This window comes from Rhizobium rhizogenes NBRC 13257 (genome assembly GCF_000696095.1).
Taxonomy (GTDB): domain Bacteria; phylum Pseudomonadota; class Alphaproteobacteria; order Rhizobiales; family Rhizobiaceae; genus Rhizobium; species Rhizobium rhizogenes.
Genome location: NZ_BAYX01000003.1, coordinates 338,228 through 358,896, shown reverse-complemented (window position 1 = coordinate 358,896; position 20,669 = coordinate 338,228). Strand labels below are relative to the sequence as shown.

The 20,669-nt window shown below is 61.2% G+C and carries 17 protein-coding genes; all 17 read right to left on the bottom strand.

Annotation, left to right across the window (positions count from 1 at the left end; translation table 11 throughout):
* Nucleotides 1–24: 24 nt before the first annotated feature.
* On the bottom strand, nt 25–843 hold the full coding sequence (locus RRH01S_RS08575) for an ABC transporter permease (RefSeq protein WP_034522354.1): 819 nt from the start codon (nt 841–843) through the stop codon (nt 25–27).
* Entirely contained in the window at nt 840–1,709 is an 870-nt protein-coding gene (locus RRH01S_RS08570; RefSeq protein WP_034522355.1) for an ABC transporter permease, read from the bottom strand. The genes RRH01S_RS08575 and RRH01S_RS08570 overlap by 4 nt, the downstream gene beginning before the upstream one ends.
* Before the next feature lie 67 nt (nt 1,710–1,776).
* Nucleotides 1,777–2,955: an ABC transporter substrate-binding protein gene (locus tag RRH01S_RS08565; RefSeq protein WP_034522357.1), complete on the bottom strand. Its 1,179-nt coding sequence runs from the start codon at nt 2,953–2,955 to the stop codon at nt 1,777–1,779.
* Nucleotides 2,956–3,019: 64 nt separating this feature from the next.
* Nucleotides 3,020–4,105, bottom strand: a complete 1,086-nt coding sequence (locus tag RRH01S_RS08560) for an ABC transporter ATP-binding protein (protein WP_034522358.1) — start codon at nt 4,103–4,105, stop codon at nt 3,020–3,022.
* The gene (locus RRH01S_RS08555) at nt 4,105–6,168 is read right to left on the bottom strand and encodes a hydantoinase/oxoprolinase family protein (RefSeq protein WP_042470932.1); all 2,064 of its coding nucleotides are present in this window, start codon (nt 6,166–6,168) and stop codon (nt 4,105–4,107) included. The genes RRH01S_RS08560 and RRH01S_RS08555 overlap by 1 nt, the downstream gene beginning before the upstream one ends.
* A complete protein-coding gene (locus RRH01S_RS08550) occupies nt 6,165–7,859 on the bottom strand; it encodes a hydantoinase B/oxoprolinase family protein (RefSeq protein ID WP_007689425.1) in 1,695 nt (564 codons plus the stop codon). Before RRH01S_RS08550 ends, RRH01S_RS08555 begins: the two co-directional genes overlap by 4 nt.
* A 119-nt stretch (nt 7,860–7,978) precedes the next feature.
* Nucleotides 7,979–10,672, bottom strand: coding sequence for a LuxR C-terminal-related transcriptional regulator (locus RRH01S_RS08545; RefSeq protein ID WP_007689423.1), 2,694 nt, complete (start codon nt 10,670–10,672; stop codon nt 7,979–7,981).
* A 138-nt stretch (nt 10,673–10,810) separates the two neighbouring features.
* Nucleotides 10,811–12,181, bottom strand: a complete 1,371-nt coding sequence (locus RRH01S_RS08540) for an amidase (RefSeq protein ID WP_012649343.1) — start codon at nt 12,179–12,181, stop codon at nt 10,811–10,813.
* A 13-nt stretch (nt 12,182–12,194) separates the two neighbouring features.
* A complete protein-coding gene (locus tag RRH01S_RS08535; protein WP_012649342.1) occupies nt 12,195–13,415 on the bottom strand; it encodes an ABC transporter substrate-binding protein in 1,221 nt (406 codons plus the stop codon).
* Between the two features lie 16 nt (nt 13,416–13,431).
* Nucleotides 13,432–14,496, bottom strand: coding sequence for a CobW family GTP-binding protein (locus tag RRH01S_RS08530; RefSeq protein WP_041723220.1), 1,065 nt, complete (start codon nt 14,494–14,496; stop codon nt 13,432–13,434).
* Nucleotides 14,486–14,818, bottom strand: a complete 333-nt coding sequence (locus tag RRH01S_RS08525) for a hypothetical protein (protein ID WP_012649340.1) — start codon at nt 14,816–14,818, stop codon at nt 14,486–14,488. The genes RRH01S_RS08530 and RRH01S_RS08525 overlap by 11 nt, the downstream gene beginning before the upstream one ends.
* A 35-nt stretch (nt 14,819–14,853) precedes the next feature.
* Complete coding sequence (locus RRH01S_RS08520) at nt 14,854–15,735, bottom strand: polysaccharide deacetylase family protein (protein WP_007689414.1); 882 nt, start codon at nt 15,733–15,735, stop codon at nt 14,854–14,856.
* Between the two features lie 29 nt (nt 15,736–15,764).
* A complete protein-coding gene (locus tag RRH01S_RS08515; RefSeq protein ID WP_007689410.1) occupies nt 15,765–16,874 on the bottom strand; it encodes an ABC transporter ATP-binding protein in 1,110 nt (369 codons plus the stop codon).
* Nucleotides 16,875–16,960: 86 nt separating this feature from the next.
* A complete protein-coding gene (locus RRH01S_RS08510; protein ID WP_037222021.1) occupies nt 16,961–18,196 on the bottom strand; it encodes an ABC transporter substrate-binding protein in 1,236 nt (411 codons plus the stop codon).
* Nucleotides 18,197–18,302: 106 nt separating this feature from the next.
* Entirely contained in the window at nt 18,303–19,070 is a 768-nt protein-coding gene (locus RRH01S_RS08505; RefSeq protein ID WP_034522641.1) for an SDR family NAD(P)-dependent oxidoreductase, read from the bottom strand.
* A 13-nt stretch (nt 19,071–19,083) separates the two neighbouring features.
* A complete protein-coding gene (locus RRH01S_RS08500; protein ID WP_034522644.1) occupies nt 19,084–19,824 on the bottom strand; it encodes an SDR family NAD(P)-dependent oxidoreductase in 741 nt (246 codons plus the stop codon).
* Nucleotides 19,824–20,669, bottom strand: coding sequence for an ABC transporter permease (locus RRH01S_RS08495; RefSeq protein ID WP_012649335.1), 846 nt, complete (start codon nt 20,667–20,669; stop codon nt 19,824–19,826). The genes RRH01S_RS08500 and RRH01S_RS08495 overlap by 1 nt, the downstream gene beginning before the upstream one ends.

Sequence of the window (20,669 nt, the reverse complement as noted above, 5' to 3'; positions counted from 1 at the left end):
GCACCCGCCAATATGTTGGCGAACTCAGCCGCTGCGCTGCGCAGAATCCTCTATCCGGGCCTGCCACAGGAAGCGGAGCGCGATCAGTGCGACGCACAGGACCGAGATCAGAAATATGGCGCCGGACATGGCGTAGATCACCGGCGACGCGCCGGAGTTCATCTTGCCGAACAGCACCACCGGCAATGTGTTCTGCCGTCCCGCCAGATAAAAGGCGCGCGTGAATTCGTTGAGCGACAGCAGGAAGGAAAAGATGAAGGCGCTGATCAAGCCGGGGCGGATTAGCGGAAGGATGATATCGAAAAACCGATGCCACCAGTCCGCACCCAGATCGGCCGCCGCAACGAGATAGGATTGCCGCACGGCCGCAAAGCTGGTCAGAATGACGATAAAGGCGAACGGCATGGCCCATAGCAAATGGCCCGCGATGACCGTCAGCATCGATGCCTTGACGCCCGCGCGCGCAAACACCGCCGACAGAGCCAGCCCCTGGATCACACCCGGCACGAACATCGGCAGGATCACCGTCAAAAACCATGCTGTCCGGCGCGCCCGCAATTCGAAATAGGCGAGCGCCGCCAGCAGCGACATGAGGGTTGCGAGAACCGCCGTCACCGTGGCGATGATCAGCGATTGCTCCAAGGCGCCGATCAGCGCCGCCTCCTGTGGCAGCGATGCGTACCATTTGAGGCTGAGTTCGGAGATATTCGGCAGGCCTGGCTGCAGGGCAGGATTGAACGAGATCGCCAGCAGATAGAGCGGCGGCGCATAGATCACGAGCAGGCCGGCGATCGTGACGACCCAAAGCAGAACCCGGTTGGCAAGACCTTCGCGCAGCATCATGGCGACTGGTCCTCGAACAGCGATGCAAGGCCGAAGATGCGGTTGCCGACCAGCACGAGGCCGAAGATCACGACGAGCACGATGGTCGAAATGGCGAAAGCCATCGGATAATTGGCAACGCGCATGACGTCGTTGATCATCACCGACACGATCGATGCACCCGCCCCGCCCAGCATCTGCACTTCCGTGGATGAGCCCACCACCATGACGAAGACGAACAGGAAACCGGCGAAAATGCCCGATTTTGTCAGGGGCAAAAGGATCGTCGTCAGGCTCTTCCAGAAGCCGGCGCCGAGATCCTGCGCAGCCGCCAGATAGGTCGGATCCACCCGGCGCATGGACAAGAGCAGCGGGAAGATCGCGAACGGCAGATAGGATGCAACCAGCCCGACGATGACGGCGAAATTGCTAAACAGCAGCCAGTCGAGCGGCGCATCGATGATCCCGATACCCTGCAGCCACTCGTTGATAATTCCGGTGCGCCCGAGCACGAGCCGCCAGGAAAAGGACCGGATCAGATAGGATGTGAAAAAAGGAATGGTGATCAGCGCGAGGAGGATGACGTTCAGCCGGCGCCCGGCCAGAAAGTGGATCGCATAGCTGGTGGGATAGGCGATGAGCAGGCATAGTAACGCCGTGCCGAACGCCTTGATCAAGGTCGAGACGACGACCGTCCAACGCCCGGCCTCAAGGATGCCGGCATAGCCTGTAAGGCTCAGGTCCGGCTTGATCCAGTATGTCACCGGATCCCAGCTCCAGAAACTCCAGACGACGACGACGATCAGAGGCACCAGTCCGAACGCCAGAATCGCCAATAGCGGCGGCGCCATCAGCATCGACGAAATCGGCAAGCGTGCTTTGGACATGGAGGCCCTTCAGGAATGGACGGCAGCGGCGACCAAGAGACGTCGCCGCTGCCCAATTTTCTAAAACTCAGGCATTCCGTAGCTTCTGCCACCACTCTTCGTAAAGCTGGAAATTATCCGGCCGGGTGTTCTGCCAATAAACCTTGCCGGCAAACTTGGCCTTGACGTGCTCGGCCAGCTTCTCGACCTCATCCGCCTTGTATTCGTCCGGATGGGCCTTGGCATAGGCCAGGTTGTTGTCGGTCGGCACCAGATAGCCACGGGCCTGGCCGAGTTCGCAACCATAAAAACCGCCGAGCAGGCCGTTGACGAATTTATGCGCGGCATCGCTAACGCCGCGATCGCCGGCGCCCTTGAGGAGCACCGTATTGTTGCCCCAGGCCTCATAGCCTTCGACAGGCGCGGCATATTCGACCTGAAGGCCACGCTTGCGCCCTTCGTAAACGATCGGCTCCCAGCCGGTCATGGCGTCGACTTCCTGATCGGCCACCAGCTGGACGCCCTGCTCCCAGCCATTCCAGAAGGTGCGGAACTGGCCGTCCTTCTTGTGCTTGATCAGGAATTCCATGACCAGGCCGAGTTCGGATTCGGTCAGATTGCCCGGCTCGACGATCGGCTTGTTTTCGCTTTCCTTCAGATACATCGCGGTGAAGATGGCGCTGTTGATCCAGGCATCCTCCATGGCCACGCGACCCTTGAGCTTGGGATCGAAGATTACGCCGTAGCTATCGACCTTGCCGAGCTTGTCGGGACGATAAATGATCGAGTCGGCATTGACGACCGTCGGGATGCTGTATTGCTTGCCGTCATGCTTGAGGTAAGGAATATCCTTGGCCCACTGCCAGACGCTCTCGTAATTCGGGATCTTCGTCAGATCCCAGGGGATGATGACACCCTGGCGCGCCAGTTCCTTTTCGGCACCGCCCTGGAAGCCGCCGACGTCGAAGAGATCATTGGCATTGCCGGCGGCAAGACGCGCAATGACGGGGCCGATGTCGTTGCCGTTGTCGGTGAACTCGGGCGCTACGCCGTTCTGGGTGGCGAAAGCCTTCCATTTGTCGCCGATATCCAGCGTCGCGGTTGCCCAGAAAGCGACCGTCGCGGCATCCTGCGCAGCAGCGCTCGAGGCCAACCCAAGACTACCGGCAGAAAGGGCGACACTTCCCGCTCCCATAAGCTTCAGAAACTCGCGTCTCTGCACATTGCTGTGCCGTGCCGATGAAAATATTCCACCATGCTTTGCCATTGTCACTCCCCTTCGTGGCTAGGTTGAATCACTACTTACTCTCAACACACCACAAAGCAGCCATTCAGCTCGTAGGCAATAGTCCTGCATTGGAAATCAGAACAGCGGCATCCTGCTTCAAACCGACCCGAACGGATCTTCCGGCCTCAAGCCCGCCCAATCCCGTCTCTTCTTCAATCGCCATCGTCAACGTCTGGCCATCCCAGAAAGCGAGCTTGAGTTCGTGATACAAGCCGCGGAACGTCGTTTCGACCACGGTCAGCATCAGCGTCCCTGGCGCATCCGCAGCCGCGAGAAACAGCCTGTCCGCGCGGATGGCGACGACAGACTGAAGCGGGTCCGTCGGACCGGCGACACGCACCGGCACCCTTTGTCCGGCAATGACCGCGTGGGTCTGTCCTTCGGACGTCGTGATCTCCTCCGGACGCACCAGCGTATCGATGCCGACGAAACGGGCGACGAAAGCATTGGCCGGGGCCTCGAAGAAGCTGGCAGGCGCACCCACCTGTTCGATGCGCCCCTTGTGCATCACGGCCATGCGATCCGAGAGGCAGAGCGCTTCATCCTGATTGTGAGTGACGAGGACGAAGGTCGCGCCGGTGCGCTTGTGCAACCGTCCGAATTCGTCGCGCATCTGCTGGCGCAAGCGCTCGTCGAGGCCGGTCAGCGGCTCGTCGAGTAGCAGGATACCGGGCTCCATGACCAAGGCCCGTGCAAGGGCGACACGCTGGCGTTGACCGCCGGAAAGAAGATTGACATCACGCGGACCGAAACCGGAGAGTTCGACCAGATCGAGAGCATCGTTGATCCTGGCCGCCAGCGCACTTCCCGACACCCCACGCAGCCGTAAGCCGTAGCCGACATTCTGCGCGACCGTCATGTGCGGGAAAAGCGCAAGGCTCTGGAAAACGGTGTTGACCGGACGCCTATTGGCCGGCACGTCGCTCATATCCTTGCCATCGAAAGAAATACGGCCGGAGGTCTGTCTGTCGAAACCGCCGATAAGCTTCAACAGCGAACTCTTTCCGCAACCCGACGACCCGAGCAGCGTGAAAAATTCACCGGCGGCGATATCAAGCGTTACATCGTCGAGAGCCTTGACCGGCCCGTATTCCCTGCTGACCTTTTCGATCTGAATGGATATAGCCACTAGCCTGCCTCGGAGACGCTTTCGCGAATGATCAGGACGCCGTTATCGGCGACGCTCAGCTGCTGTTTCTCCTGTACGAGCGTCGTCGCCGTTGCCTCCTCGACAATCATCGGACCCTCGATCGACTGACCGGGCGCCAGCAAGCTGCGCTCATAGACCGGGCAAGAAACCCAGCCGAGAACAGCACCAAAATATACATTACGCTGCCCTGTCAACGCAGCTTCGAGACTCCGTCCGTTTTTGGACAAGGCCGGCAGTGCGATTACCGGGCCGTTCAGAACCGCTTCGAGATGCAGCGTGGTGATCTCGATGGCCGCGTGCGGCAGGCGGAATGAATAGGCGCGCTCGTGGACGGCATGAAAGCGCTCGGCAAAGACCTCGCGATCATCGCCACGGTAGAACTGGGCAAAAACCCCATGTTCCTGCCCGCGATACCGCGCCTCAACCTGATAGGTGAAGCGGATATCGGCGTCGTGGCCCTTGGCGAAATAGGCGATCGCTTCCTGTTCGAGCTTGTCGAAGCGCGCCAGCAACGCCTTGATCGCCTCTGCGGTCAAGGCCGAGAACCAGGTATGGCGAAAATCGGCGCGTGGTTCGGCGGCAAGCATGCCCCAGGCGGAAAAAAGACCGGGATGGAGCGGGACGACCGTCGACTTGACGCTCAGATCCCGTCCAAGCCTGGTTGCAAGCGCCGGGCCGGCACCGCCGCTGATGACGAAGGCCACTTCGCGCGGATCATGCCCGCGCTGGACCGTCACCAGTTTCAGCGCATTGATCATGCTTGCGTGGGCGATATCGATAATTGCGATCGCGGCATCCTCGATGCTCAAGCCGAGAGGCGTTGCGATGGTGGCGATCGCTTCGGCGGCCTTCTGCTTGTCGAGGTGCATGGAGCCGCCGGCAAAATTGGTGGGATCGAAGACCCCGATCGTCAGAATGGCATCCGACAGCGTCGGTCTCGTGCCGCCGCGACCGTAACAGGCCGGGCCTGGCATGGAACCGGCGCTTTCCGGGCCGACACGCAGGACGCCGCGTTCGTCGAGCCAGGCAATCGAACCGCCGCCGGAACCAATCTCGACAATATCGACCACCGGCACCTGAATGGGATGACCCGGCTCGATGCGGGTATGCTCGAGCTTATATTCGACGTTCAGCGTCGGGCGCCCGCCGTGGATTAGCGAGCATTTGGCGGTCGTGCCGCCGACGTCCAGAGACAGGACTTCGCTCTCGCCGAGAGCATTGCCGATCCGCGCCGCGCCGGCGACACCGCCCGCCGGCCCGGACTCGACCAGGCTCAACGGACTGCTGACCGCCTGTTCGAAAGTGGCGATGCCGCCGTTCGACTGCATCGCATAATAGGGGCATGTCAGGTCGCGCCGCATCAACGCATCTTCCAGCCGCGCAAAGTAGCGGCGGATGATCGGCTGGACATAGGCATTGAGCACGACGGTGTTCGAACGTTCATATTCGCGCCATTGACGCGAGACTTCATAGCTGGCGCAGACGGTCGCATCCGGCAGGGCCGCGGCCAGAATATCGGCGCAAAGAATCTCGTGCTCGGGATTTGTGTAGCTGTGGAGGAAGAGAATCGCGACCGCTTCGATCCTTTCCGCCTTGCACTGGGCGATGATCGGCTTGAGGTCTTCGACGTGCAGCGGCGTGATGATCTTTCCCGAAGCGTCGAGCCGTTCCCGCACCTCGAAGCGTAAGCTCCGGGGAACAAAGGGGGCAGGGCTGCGGAATCGCAGATTGTAGAGATCGGGACGGTTGCCACGGCCGATTTCCAGAACGTCGCGAAAGCCCGCGGTCGTCACCAACGCGGTTCGCACACCCTTGCGCTCGGTAATGGCATTGATGACCGTCGTGCCGCCATGGGCAAAAAACGTAACATCCCTCGTGCGAAGCCCGTCCTTGGTTTCCGCAGAGGCGATCGCGTCGAGCACGCCAATAGACTGGTCGGGCACGGTCGTCAGGCTTTTGGCCGTAAACAATTCACCGCTGCGCTCATCATATCCGACGAGGTCGGTGAACGTGCCACCGACATCCGTTGCCAGCCTGATCATACTGCCACTTTCGTTTGGTAACCGTAAAGCTTCACGGCCTGTGCTTCGGTAATGAAGCCGTTGCGCAAATCGCGCTCAATCAGATGCGGTTCGCGCTGACGCGCGTCGCCCCACCCTCCTCCGCCGCCGGTGATGACGCGCAGGATATCGCCGGCATTGAGATCGATATGGGCAATCCTGCCGTAAGTCCGCACCCTGCCATCGCTGGCGGATGCGATCTGCAGCGCATTCACCGTTCCGCTGCCGCCGCCATCCATACCCCAGGGGCGGGTGCGGGTACGACCGAAGCTGCCATAGGCGGATGCATCCTTACTAAGGATTTCATACTCGCGCACGATACCAAATCCCCCCCGCCTGCGACCGGCACCAGTGCCGGCATTGATATTGTATCCGTAACTCTTGACCCGCAAGGGAAACCGCGCCTCGATGGCTTCGACGGAATAATTATAGGTATCTCCATCCGTCAGCGCTATCAGCGCGCCGGCGCCGTCGGCCTCTTCGCTCGCGCCCCAGCCGCCATGCTGCGGCTCGATGTGGATAAAGGGCTGGCCGTTGCGATCCTTGCCGGAGATGTAGACGACGCAGAGGCTGGAATAGGAACCGGCGGAGAAGCGCGACGGCACCAGGGGCGCAAGTGCCTTCCACACAAGCTCGGACGCATGCACCGACCCCTCATAGTACCAGCCGGTCGGCGAAGGCTTTTCCGCGGTGAAGATCGTTCCGGGCGGCGCAATCACGGTCAGCGGCCGGAACCATCCCTCGTTGGACGGCTCCTGCGGCCCGACCAACGCCTTGACGATGGTTCTGACTGCAGACTGCAAGGCGCCGCGCGCGCAGTTGATGGGGCCAGGCACGGCCGGCGGACAACCGGTAAAATCAGCGATGATGCTGTCACCGTCGATGGTGACCGCCACCTGCACGGGGATCGGCGCGTCAGTGATGCCATCGCCATCGATGATATCGCTCGCTTCGTAGCGGCCGTCGGGAAGAGCGGCAATCGCTGCCCGACTGCGCTTTTCGCTGGCCGTCAACAGGTTGGCAAAGGCGGCCCTGACGACATCGGAGCCGTATTTCGCCGCAAGTTCGGTGAGACGCCGCGCAGCGACCCGAACCGTCGCCACCTGCGCATTGAGGTCGCCGAGAGCGATTTCCGGCAGGCGTACATTCTCGCAAATGATACTGAGGATATCGTTCGAAAACACGTCGGAGCGCGCGATCTTGACGCCCGGCAGACGTATTCCCTCCTGGAAAACGGAGGTGGCATTCGGAGCCAGGCTGCCCGGTACAGAGCCGCCGACATCGAGATAATGAGCGACATTGATGGCGTAGCCGAGAATCTCGCCATCGACGAACAGCGGCTTGACGATGGCGAAATCGCAGGCATGGGTGCCGCCGGCATAGGGATCATTGGAGAGAAGGACGTCACCATCGGCGAGATTGCCGGCGGATTTCTCGATCAGCGCCTTCACCTGGACACCGAAGGTTCCGGTAAACAGCGTGATGCCGTTCATCTGCGCGACGAGTTCGCCCTCGGAGGTGAGAAGCCCACAGGCAAAATCGAGAACCTCATAGATCACCGGGCTCATGCTGGTGCGCGCCATGACGATCCCCATTTCGTCAACGACGGCCGTCAGCTTGCCCTCGATGATTTCCTGAGTCACGGGATCGACGGAAATTTCCTCAATGGTCATCGTCTCAGTCACCCTCATGATTGACGTTGCGGGTAGACTAGGCGGGATCCCCGGAGGCAGGTAGCCTGTCAGAAGGGTGGGTTGGGTTTGCCAACCCTACCCATTCGGGTAGGGTTGGGTCAGAGAAGGATGCCGGTATCGCGCGCCATGGTCACCGCCGCCGTTCGGGTCGTGACGTTGAGCTTGGCGTAGATATTGCGCAGGTGGAACTTGACCGTGTTGTTGCTGAGGTCGAGCTTGCGACCGATTTCCTTGTTGCTGAGACCGGCACTTAGCAACCGGAGGACGCTGCGCTCGCGGTCGGTCAGCCCGCCGGTCGCGGCGGTCGGCACGGAGAGCAGATCGCTGTCCTGGGCGCTTGCCCCCGCCACGACATCCTGCAGGCGCTCCAGCCGCTGCATCACGACATCTGGCACGCCTCGGCTGGCGGCCAGCTGACACAAGCGGCGGCCGAACTCCGGGCCTTCGATCAGCAGAATGGCGCGGTAGTCCGCCACAGGCAATGACAACATCATCTCGGAAAGCCTGGCTGCGGCTGTCGCCTCGTCGCCTTCGGCGAGCAACAGGCGTATATCGAGGAAACCCAACTCGATGCGCCGCGGCACATGCAATTCCCGCGACTGGCACTTGATCAGGCGATCGAAGGTACTGCGCGCGCGGGCAATCTCGCCCTGTGCGAGATAGATCCGCGTCCATAACAAGGCGGGCACATTGCCACGCAGATTGACGGCAAAATCGTTGGCAGTATCAGAACTGATACTCTCGGCACCGAAACCGCTGACCTCGGCATAGCGCACCGCCTCGTTAATGTCGCCCGAGGCAAGAAGAAGCGCCGCCCGTTCACCGTCGATCAACCGGATCAAGCGATCGAAACCACGCCGCTTGGCGGCTGAGCGCGCACTGTCGATCGCCGCATGGGCCGCCATGATCTCCCCGTTCAGCCGCAAGATGCGCTGTTGCGCCATGATGCCGGCCGCGAGAAGGTCAAACCATGTGTCATGCCGCTCCAGATGCGGCAGCGCCCAGGCAAGCACGGCGGCGGCAGCCTGGCGGTCGCCGTTCATCGAAAGCAACTCGCTCTGCAAGACGTGGCTGATAGCATCAAGATCGCAGCCCTTGCCGATATTGGCCTGCGCTTCGGTGATGAGGCTTCGATAGGCATCGGCAGCGCTGGCGCTATCGCCGCTGAAGAAGGCGGCCTGTCCGATATGAGTATAAAGGTGCATGGCGCCGAAATCGGCACCCGCATCACGGAAGGAACGGATGGAAAGCTGGCCATAGTGCAAAGCGCGCTCCAAATCCGTGCGGATCAGGAAATTGTAGGACAGCATGTTGAGTGCCAGCGCCCGATGGATCGGCTCCATGCCGCTGTCCTGAGACAGATCCGCCTCGAGCGCCGAGAGATCCGCCGTCGTCGCCCATCTATCCGTATAGAGCGACAGCAGCACGCGAACGACGCGGAGATCCTGCGCCAGCTTTTCGCCCATCGTGGCTGCGGCGCGCTCGGCGAGCGCAAGATAGTGGTTGGCGGCATCGAGCTGGCCGGCCTTGGCGTTGATCACCGACAACCCCAATGTCGTCAGGGGGAAGTCCGCCAGATTGATATCGGCCGCCTTGGCGATCAGCGTCTGGAACAGCGCCGTGCCGCCGCGTGTCTTCGCATAGACGCGCCGCCAGCCGCCCGCTCTTTCAATGATCTGGGCGGCAAGCGTCGCATCCGCCGCCAGGAGCGCGTGACGCACAGCCGCATCGCAATCACCGCCAGACTCGAACCAGTGCGCCGCCTTTCGCAATATCTGTCTCGTATCGATGCCGAGACGCTCCGCCTCTTCCTTGAGGTAGCTGTTGAACACCGGATGATACCGGATCCAAGTTCCCTGCCCATCGAGAACGGCGATGGGCAGTGCGTGGTCGCCGAGCCGGTTGAACAATGCCACCGCGTTGTCCTGAGCCGATACAGCGCCGATAAGTGGGCGACTGACGGCGGGAAGTGCCGCACTTTCGGTCAAGAAATGCTGGATGTCCTCCGGCAGACTGGAAAAGACCTGCTCCGAGAGATAACGACCCATCTCGGCATTGCTGCCATCGAACGACGAAAGGATGGCACTGCTGTCCATATTGTCGTTGACCAGAACCCGGACCATCTGCAGCGCCACCGCCCAGCCTTCCGTGCGCTGGTTAAGCTCGCTGATCTGCTCGCTTGTCAGCTTCTTTGCCCGGCTACCAAAAAACTCCTGGGCCTCCATGTCGGAAAAGCTGAGATCGGCGACGCCGATCTGCTTCAATTCGCTGTTGAGCCGCAGGGCAGATGTCGGAAATCGGGGCGGGCTGCGCGAAATCAGTACGAACTTCACATGCCCTAGGTCGCTCGCCGCCAGCAATTTTGCCATCAGTGATTCGGTGGCATCGTTCTGGGCGAAGTGATAGTCGTCGAGGAAGAGAACGATCGGCTCCCTTATCCGGCGCAGCCGCGTGACCAGCGCCGAGAGAAGCGAAGCAACCGGCATGCTGTTGGCATCGGACCCCTTCCTTTCGTCGGGAAGCAGTTTCTGAAGCGATTCCAGCAAGGCCAGAAGGAAGCGGCTCTGGTCACCATCCTCGGGATCAAGGGGAATCCAGACCGCCTGAGCACCCTGGCTCTTGAACATCTCGTACCACTGCGCGGCAAGCGAGGTCTTGCCATATCCAGCCGGGGCGACAATCGTGGTTAGCCGCCTTAGCCCCGAACGCTGCAGCAGCGCCAACAGGCCGCGGCGCCTGACATGTTCATTGCCGGCACTCGGCGGTTGAAAACGAGTTTGACTGATGATCATTCCTTATGATTGCGGTGGTAAAGCAAGTTTGCAAGTTGCGGAAATCAAAAAGACGATAATTTTAATAGATTTGCGCACCAAGATTTAAGCAACTGCTGTTCCCTTACGCAAGCGATAGCTGCTTCGTCGCTTAACCGATCAGGGGCTGGAACGAACGACCTGCTCGACGGCAAGAGCAGCCGCCAACAGTGTTTCATCCCTATCCCTCTTAGCCGACAATAGGAAGCCAACCGGCATGCCGCCATCGCCAGTACCACAAGGCAGAGATACGCCGCAACCATCAAGGAAATTGCCGATCAACGTGTTGCGCAGGGTCTTTGCATTCGTCTTTACGAAAAGATCATCATCATCGCGCAGAGGCGCAAGCGGCGGCGCCACATGGGCGACCGTTGGATAGGCGATGAACTCATTCGGCGCGGTGGCCGTCGCAAATTCCTCGATCAGCCGTTCTCGCCCCTTCAGCAGCGCGATATAATCGATCAGGCCAATCTTCTGTCCCAGCGATGTGCGGGCCACCACGCGGCGATCCATGGCCGTGGCGTCAGGCCCGGAAAGCCGATCATAGTGGAGTGCGTAAGCCTCGGCCGTCACCATCGGACCATGCTTCGCCATCAAGTCGAAGACGCCGCTGAAGGTCGGGAATGCCGCCCGGCGCACCCGTACGCCGGCTTGCTGCAATCTCAGGATAGCGGCGTCAAAGGCCTGGCGAACGCCATCTTCGATATCGTCCATGACAATCGTTTCGGGCACGACCAGCGAAATATCCTTCAGGCTGGCGCGAACGATCTGAGGCGCAGTAAGCCGCCGCATCGCCGCATCGACCCAGATAGCGTCCTGAACGCTGCGGCAGAGAGGACCGAGCGAATCGAGACTAGTCGCCAGGGGAAAAACGCCAGCCATGCTGTAGCGACCACGGCTTGCCTTGTAGCCGACCAGACCATTGAAGGCGGATGGAATACGCACCGACCCACCCGTGTCCGTTCCAATCGATACCGGCACGAGGCCGGCAGCTACGGCAACGGCCGAACCCGACGAGGAGCCGCCCGGCACGCGCTCGACATCCTTGGATAGCGGGTTGAGCGACGTGCCATAATGCGGGTTGAGGCCAAGGCCGGAAAAGGCAAACTCGCTCATATTGACCCGGCCGACACTCACCATGCCAGCCTCCGCCAGCGCCTGGACGATATCGGCGTCCTCGCTTGCAGGGGCTTCACGCGCGAGAACGGTGGATCCTGCCGTCGTCGGCAGCCCGCGGATGGCGAAGAGATCCTTCCAGGCGATGGGAATACCGTCGAGAAGCCCGCGCGACCGTCCGTCTCGCAGCCGCTTCGAGGCGGAAGCAGCCTCTTCGCGCGCCCGCTCCTCAAGCAGGCTGATAAAGATGGCCTGATCCTTATGGGACCGGATCGCGTCCAGGCTCTCCTCGGCCAGCGCGACGGGATCGAGCGCTCCCGATTGCAGCAGAACGGACAGCTGTGCGATCGATTTGCCCAGATGTGAATATGCCATGACCCTCTTCTCCTTATCGACCGACGAGCTGCATCCATCGGCGGACGAGATAATTGTGCTCATCCATAGTGGTATTCCAGACCGCAATGCAATTGGCACGCTGCCAATAGGATCCGCCGCTTCTGACCGAGCCCGCCTTTATCCGCGTCAGACCATCAGGGCCGGGCAGATCTTCGGCGGCGGCAAGACCCTCATACCAGTAATCCCATTCCGACGACGTCATGTACTGGCGGGAGCGCTGCGGGGTGGAGATATAATAGCCCTGGCGGGCAACGACCGCCCCCGGCCAGCCCGAGAGCCACCAGTTCAGATAATCATAGGCGACATCAAGCAGGCGCCCACTCAGGCTCTTCGAAAGGCATAGACCACCGTGCCAGGCGCGATAACCCTCCGCCGGCACCGCCTGTTCGACCGGAACGCCCTTGGAATTCAATATGCCGATGCCCGGCGACCACATGCTTTGAACTGCGGTATCACCAGCCATCATCAGGCGGGCCGCATCCTCCGCCGTCTGCCAGAAGCCACGGAAGAAGCCCGCCTTCTTCCGCTCTTCCAATAGGTCGATCAACTGGTCGATTTCCGTAATCGACATGTTGCCGATATCGTCGAAGGACATCAGGCCGGCGGCCTGCGCGGCCAATGCGGCATCGAAAATGCCGATGGCCGGTTCGTCCACCAGAGCGACCCGGCCCGCCCATCGCTCATCGAAAAGCGCGCCCCAGGAATGCATGGCGACGGCATTGTCCACGAGGTCAGTTCGGTAGGCGAAACTGTCGAAATTATGGGTGGTCGGCAGCATGGAGATGAAACGGGAGGGCGTGTCGCCGAGCGCCAGGTTCGGCTGCACATACAGCTTGCGCGCCGGCACATCGCCGAGCCCCAGCCGCGGGTTGGGGCCGATATGGCCGGTCTTGGTCAGATCGTTGATCTCGTCCCACAGGACGATGCGCTTCGTATCGACCGGCTGGATCGCGCGCCAATGCCAGACGATATCGAGATTGTGGAAGCACTGATCATAGATGTCGTAGGTCTCGGGCTCCTTCGCCGCCTTGTACTGGGTGGTGAGGAAATCATTGTTGTCGAATGTTACCTCGATGCCGAGATCGTCCTGAGCCCGAATGCGCAGTTCCTCGAGCAGCGAAATGGCTGTCCCGAGAATGCGCAATTTCGGCCGGCCGGCCAGATGCAGCGCGGGTGCGGAAGTGGCCTTTGCCGGAGACTGATGCTTGTTCATGCAGGAATGATTTATCCTATTCCGCCGGGATGGCCAGACGTGGCCTGGTTACCCCATCGCTTACCACGCCCGCCAGCGTAAAAGCCTCGAAGGACCGTTTCAACACCTCTCCGTCGAGCCCGTCCAGAATGAAAACCAGGCGGGAGCTCCGATCATCAGACGGCCAAGCTTCCATGTGAACCGGCGTGTGGACAAGGTGCTGCACGCCATGAATGGCAACCGGCCGTTCCTCGCCCACAAGATTGAGAATACCCTTGACCCGCAGGACCCGCTCGCCATGGCGATTGAGCAGCATGGTCAGCCATATGCCGAATGCCGTCCAGTCGATCGGGCGGTCCACCGTCATCGTGACGGAAGAGATCGCGGCGCGATGCGGAGCGCCGTCGGCATTGGTAAGCCAGACCGGCTCCTCGCAATAAAAACCGCTCGGCGACTGGACATGATCGCCGCGCATCGTGGCAGCGTCCTGTAACAGCGAGGACAAATCCAGATCGTCATCCCCAGCACAGACGAGGAGCGCATCGGGATTGATGCGCCGCAGGCGGCTTTCAAGCGCAGATCTCTCGCTGTCCGTGGCGAGATCGGTCTTGGTGATGACAAGCCGGTCGGCAATCGCCGCCTGCCGGTTGGATTCGATATAGGTATCGAGCTGACGCTGCCCGTTGACGGCATCCACCGCCGTCACGACGCTTCCGGGCCGGAAATGATGCCTGAGGATCGGATCCGCCTTGATGGTCGAGAGGACCGGAAAGGGATCGGCCAGCCCGGTGCTCTCGATGATGACGCGCCGGAACGGCGGGACCAGCCCCCGTTCGCGCTTGGAATAGAGATCCTTGAGCGCGTCTGCGAGCTCGCCGCGAACGGTACAGCACACGCATCCAGAGCGCAGCAGCACGATCTCGTCGTCGATCCGCTCGATCAGGTGATGATCGAGGCCGATCTCTCCGAACTCGTTGATCAGCACGGCGGCATCGGCAAAGGCGTCCTCCGCAAGCAGCCGTCTGAGCAGCGTCGTCTTTCCCGACCCCAGAAAGCCGGTGAGGAGGTTGACGGTCACGAAGCCGGGCTCGTCATGCGTCACGGCTGGCCTCCATACGGGCGATCAGGCCGGGATCGAGCGGATCGCAGGGGCGGCCGACAAGCCGCTCGGCCGCCGGCCAGAGATGCCCCAGATCCTCGACGATTTCGCTCTTGCCGGTCTTGGTGGAAAGGACGAACGAGGCGCCCTGCCAATCCGACAGAACAAGGCCGAAGGCCGAAAGCATGCGATTGGCGGCGGCGACACGGTTGGCCCGCTCCCGCCGCCGGTCGAGACGGCTGTCATTGCGCGTAAACACCCCCGGCCGCGCCGCAGCGTCGGTCCAGTGTTCATTGCCGCCGAGAACACCGCAGAGCGAGCACATGATGGTGTCTACCTCCTGACGAGCCTTGCCGCTTGTTACTTCTTGCGCGGAAAGCGCGCGGCGAAGTCGTCGGCGATTTCGTTCATGGTAACGAATTTCACACCGGGATGCTTGATCATATGGGCATAGAGCCGCTCGAGCATCATCAACACCTGCGGGCGCCCGGCAACGTCGGGATGGATGGTAATCGGGAAGACGGCATAGTCCATCTCGCGATAAACCCAGTCGAACTGATCGCGCCACATCTGCTCGATATCGTGCGGATTGACGAAGCCATGGCTGTTCGGGGCCTTCTTGATGAACATCATCGGCGGAAGGTCGTCGAGATACCAGGAGGCGGGAATTTCGATCAGGTCGGTTTCCTGTCCGCGCTTCAACGGCACCATCCAATCGGACGGCTTCTTCGAATAGTCGATCTTCGTCCAGCTATCGCCGACACGCACATAATACGGCGTGAAATCCTTATGCATCAGCGAGTGGTCGTATTTGATGCCGCGCTCGAGCAACAGCTCGTTGGTGACGTTGGAGAATTCCCACCAGGGCGCGACATAGCCGGTCGGGCGCTTGCCGGAAAGCTTGGTGACAAGCTCGATGCATTTATCGAGGATTTCGGTCTCCTGCTCGCGCGTCATCGCGATCGGATTTTCGTGGCTGTAGCCATGGATGCCGATTTCATGGCCGGCGTCGGCCACGGCCTGCATCTGCTCGGGAAAGGTCTCGATCGAATGGCCGGGAATAAACCAGGTCGTCTTGATGCCGAAGCGCTCGAACAGCTTGACCAGCCGCGGGCTGCCGACTTCCCCGGCAAAAAGGCCGCGGGAAATATCGTCCGGCGAATCCTCGCCGCCATACGAGCCAAGCCAACCGGCCACGGCATCAACGTCGACGCCAAAACTGCAGAGAATTTCTTTCGCCATGGGAAGTACCTCCTTGGGTTTCTATGGTTTTAGTAAGCGGGAATGACGGTTGCTTCCGCCGGGTTCCAGGCGAGCAACACGCCGGCGCCGACCGCAAAGGTGCCGGGCCGGTATTTGTCGACATGCGCCTCAAGCGCGAGCGAGCGTCCGTCGGGAAGACTGGCGGTCAGGTGTGAGATATGGCCGACGACGTCGAAACGCTCGATCCGGGCACCGACGACATTGCCGCCGAAAGCACTGGCGATTCGCTGGCGGTCCGCGCCTTCGCTGGCATGCACCTCGATCGCCTCGGACGGGATGACGATTTCGACCTTCCCCTTACCGGCAACCGCGCCGTTGGGGCGACCCGACAACAGGCCGAGCGGGGTAGTCACGACAGTGTTCTCCCCTTCGATGCCGGCGACCTCGCCATGAAAGATCGTGTTGCGGCCGATGAATTGCGCGACAAATGGCGTGTTCGGCCGGGTATAGAGTTGATGCGGCGGGCTGATCTGCTCGACCCGGCCCTGGTTCATCACCACGATCCGGTCGGAAAGCGCCAGCGCCTCGGATTGGGCATGAGTGACAAAGACGAAGGTCACACCAAGCCTCTTTTGCAGAAGCTTCAGCTCGTTCTGGATCGCCTTGCGCAGATTGGCGTCAAGGGCTCCGAGCGGCTCGTCCAGCAGCAGAACGTCGGGCTCTACGACGAGACCGCGGGCAAGCGCGATGCGTTGGCGCTGGCCACCCGAAAGCTTGTCCGGCTTACGCTCCGCAATATCCTCCAGCCCGAGCGTCGCCAGAATCCGGTCGACGCGGGCATCGCGCTCAGGTTTTGCGATACCCTTGACCTCAAGGCCGTAGCCGACATTGCGGCGAACGGTCATGTGCGGAAAGAGTGCGTAATTCTGAAAGATCATCGACGTCGGCCGGTTCTGCGGTCGGACATCGTTCATCCGCTCGCCTTTGATCATCATGTCGCCGGAGGAAATCGTCTCGAAGCCGGCGATCATGCGCAGCGTCGTCGTCTTGCCGCAGCCAGACGGACCCAGGAAGGCGATGAATTCGCCCTTGGTGACCGTCAGATTGAAATCGGCGACGGCCGGCGTGCCGTTGTCGTAGACCTTGCCGACATTGATGAGTTCCAGGTCGTAAATCATAACCATTCTCCAGGCGCGGGCGAGAAGACCGCCAGCCGGTCTCCTCGCGTTTCAGGTCCGGAGCGGTAGGCCGCTCCGGCATTGCGTCAGGCGTTCAGGAACTCGTCCCACTTCTGGACGAGATGGTCGTATTCGTCGGGCCACTGGTGCCAATAGGCGACGTTCTTGGCGCGTTCTTCCAGCGAGCCGCCGTCGCGCAGATCGCCTTCCTTGATGCCGCGCTCCGCCGCACCGACCCAGGGCTTGCCCTCGTACCAGAAGGCATATTTGTCGGGTGCCATGACGTTCTTGATGTTGGTGGACGGCGAGTAATAGCCCTGCTCGGAGACGGTGATACCCGGCTCCCCCGAGAGCCAGTAATCGGCGTAGGCGATGACGGCCTCCTTGTTGGTCGTACCAGCGATCATCGACGGGCCGATCGCCCAGCCGCGATAGCCTTCCTTCGGCACGGCGTATTTGCAGGGCTTGCCCTGCGCCTTGACGGCCATGACGGCCGGCTGCCAGGCGTCGCAGACAACCATCTCGCCGGAGGCCATCAGATTGACCAGTTCGCCGAAATCACCCCAAAGCGCACGGAACTGGCCGTCCTTCTTCTTGGAAACGAGGAACTTCGCGGCTTCGTCGATTTCCGCCGTGCTCGGATTACCGGGGTTCTTCACGCTCAGAAGTCCGAGCGTGTTCATCGCCATGATGGCCTGGCCGAAGGCAATCAGCGGATCGGTGTTGAGGCCCGACTTGCCCTTCCATTTGGGATCGAAGAGTGCCGCCCAGCTATTGGCTTCCTCGGCGCTGAGAACATCCGGATTGTAGCCGATGGAGTCATAGTTATAGACCGCCGGAACCATGTTCAGCGTGGTCTGGGCGTCATCGGCCCAGATCTGGCCGACGATCTGCTGCTTGTCGCCCCACTTGTCGGAAGGCTTGGTGAAGGTGTCGCGGATATTGGCCCAGTTCTTCAGCGAGGCCGCCGGGACCGGCTCGACATTGTTGGTCATGACGATCGACGGCAGGCGCTCGGCGATGATCTCCCAGCAATCGTAATCCTTGGAGCCGGACAGGATCTTCGTCTGCGCATCCGGGAAGGTCGCCGCCGTGCCGGAGGTCTGGCCGACACCGCTTGCCTTGCGGAAGTCGGCGAGGATGCGCTCCTGTACGGTGACCGACAGGCCGATGGTGCGCAGCTGCTCGCCGGCAAGATTGGCGGCCTGCGCAAAGGCGGCGCGCGACGAGAGCAAGGACGTCCCGCCACCGATGGCGGCAAGAGCCATCACGCCGGCGGAATGCTTCAACAGAGAGCGTCTATTCATTTCCATTTTGGACATTTCTGTTCTCCAGTGTTGTTTGCTGTTCCCTGAAGCCGCTGTGGGCTTCTTTCATTGTCGTATCGCCAGCTGCTCGGCGGCAGGTTGCCGCCGGGATCTCCGCGATTCAGTAACGGCCCACGAGGAGGCCGCCATCCACGACCAGAACCTGGCCGGTCATGTATCTCGCGCCATTCGACGCAAGGAATGCGATGACGTCGGCGATATCATCGGGAGCGCCGATTCGACCCAAGGGGACCAATTCCGGAACCTTCTCGGCACCTTCGGCACCCAGCGAATTTTCTTCGGAGAGCAGTTGCGCGGTGCGGATGTAGCCAGGCGCGACGCCATTGACCCGCACGCCGTCCCTGGCGAGTTCCACCGCCAGCCCTCGGACGAGCCCGACGACACCCGATTTCGCGGCGGAATAATGCACATGCTCATCCCAGCCATAGGCGACGCCCATGATGGAAGAGAGTGCAACGATGCTCCCCGACTTGCGGCGCTTCATGCCGGTTGCGGCTGCACGCACCAGCCGGAAAATGCCCTTCAGATCGATATCGAATGTCAGATCCCACTTGTCGTCGCTGAGGTTTTCGAGCGGCGTGCGATGGGCAATGCCCGCATTTGCGACGATGACATCGATCCTGCCGAACCGCGCCTCCAGATCCACGACCAGCGCATTGGTGGCCTCCGTCGAGCGGACATCATAGAATTGGAACTCGGCCGACCCGCCGGAGGCGACGATGTCGCGGACAGTTTCCTCGCCTTCCGCCGTCAAGATATCCGTCACGACGACATGATCCCCAAGAGCCGCGAAGGCCTTCGCCGTCGCCTGGCCGATCCCGATGCCGGCGCCGGTGACGATCACGATGCGTTTTTCAGTCGTTGTCATATCCATCTTCCTTTCAGAGCATCACATCGCCGGAGTTCGGCCCCAGCGTCTGGCCGACAAAAAGGCTGGCGGCGGGAGATGCGAGGAAGGCAACTGTCGCGGCCACCTCCTCCGGTTCGCCGAACCGGCCGAGCGGCAGTTCACGTTTTTTGCGCTCGCGCCATTCGTCCGAAAGGCCCAGCACCAGCGGCGTGTTGATTGGCCCGGGGGCGACGGCATTGACGCGCACCCCGCGGCTGGAAACCTCACGGGCGAGCGCCTTGGTCATGCCAATGATCGCCGCCTTGGCGCCGGAATAGTGAACCAGCTCGATGCCACCGATCTGACCGAGTTGGGAGGCGACATTGATGATGCCGCCCTCGCCGCGTTCAAGCATCGACGACAGAACCGCCTTGGTCATCAGGAACGTGCCGCGCACATGCACGGCGAACATCCGGTCGAAATCCTCAAGCGCGAGGTTTTCGAAGGATGCCTGATGCACGATGCCCGCATTGTTGACGAGGAGATCGACCTCACCATGTCGCGCCACGGCAGCGGCATGGATCGCGGCCACATCCTCGGGCCGGGAAACGTCGCTAGCGGCGGCACTGGCCAAGCCGCCCGCCTTGCCGATTTCGTTCGCAACAGCCTGCGCGCGATCGAGCGACAGATCATTCACCAGCACCGCATAGCCGTCAGCGGCAAGCCTATGCGCGATCGCCCGGCCGATGCCGGAACCCGCACCCGTGACAATCGCCGAAGGTTTTCTCGTCATCATGCGTCCTCCTGAACACGGATGCGCCTGGCGCGACGAACCGACAGCCCCATGAGGGTGGCGTAGGTGCCAAGCAGCGCGAAGGAAAACAGGGTCGTCAGGACGCCGAAGGCGAAGACGTTGGGATGAACCTCGACCGAGAAGGTGCCGTAGATCGCCAGCGGCAGCGTCAATTCACGACCGGACGCAAACAAGGTGCGCGAGAATTCATCATAGGAGAGCGTGAAGGCAAACAGCATGGCCGAGAGCACGCCGGGAAAAATCAGCGGAAAGGTGACCTTGCGGAATGTCCGCGCCGGCGTCACGCCGAGCGACCAGGAGGCTTCCTCCATGCTTGGATCGAACCTGTTGAAGATCGCCAACATCACCAGGAAGGCGAAGGGGAAGGTATAGACGACGTGGAGGACGAATGCCGTGCTCCACCAATGCCGATCGATGCCGAATGTATTGGCAACCAGCGCCATGCCGAGCCCCACCAGAACGCCTGGCACCATCATGCCGAGAACGATCAGGTAGAAGACGACACCGGAGCCGCGGAATTTGCGCCGGAAGGCCTGGGCGGAGGTCACGCCGAGCACCGTGGAGACGATCATGGTCATCACCGCAAGCACCAGCGAGCGGATCAGGGACTGATCGATTGGCAGCGGCGCGATGCGCGAAGGCGGCGTCAGGCCGAACAGATGCCGATACCAATAGGTCGACCATTCGATGATCGGGAACTGCGGGCCGCCCTCCGGGCCGGTCTGGAACGACAGGATCGCCAGAACCACTAGCGGTCCGTAGAGAAAGACGAGGAAGAGAGTAGTGTAGACGCCGAGGCCGAGCTTGATGCCGCTTGCGTTCAT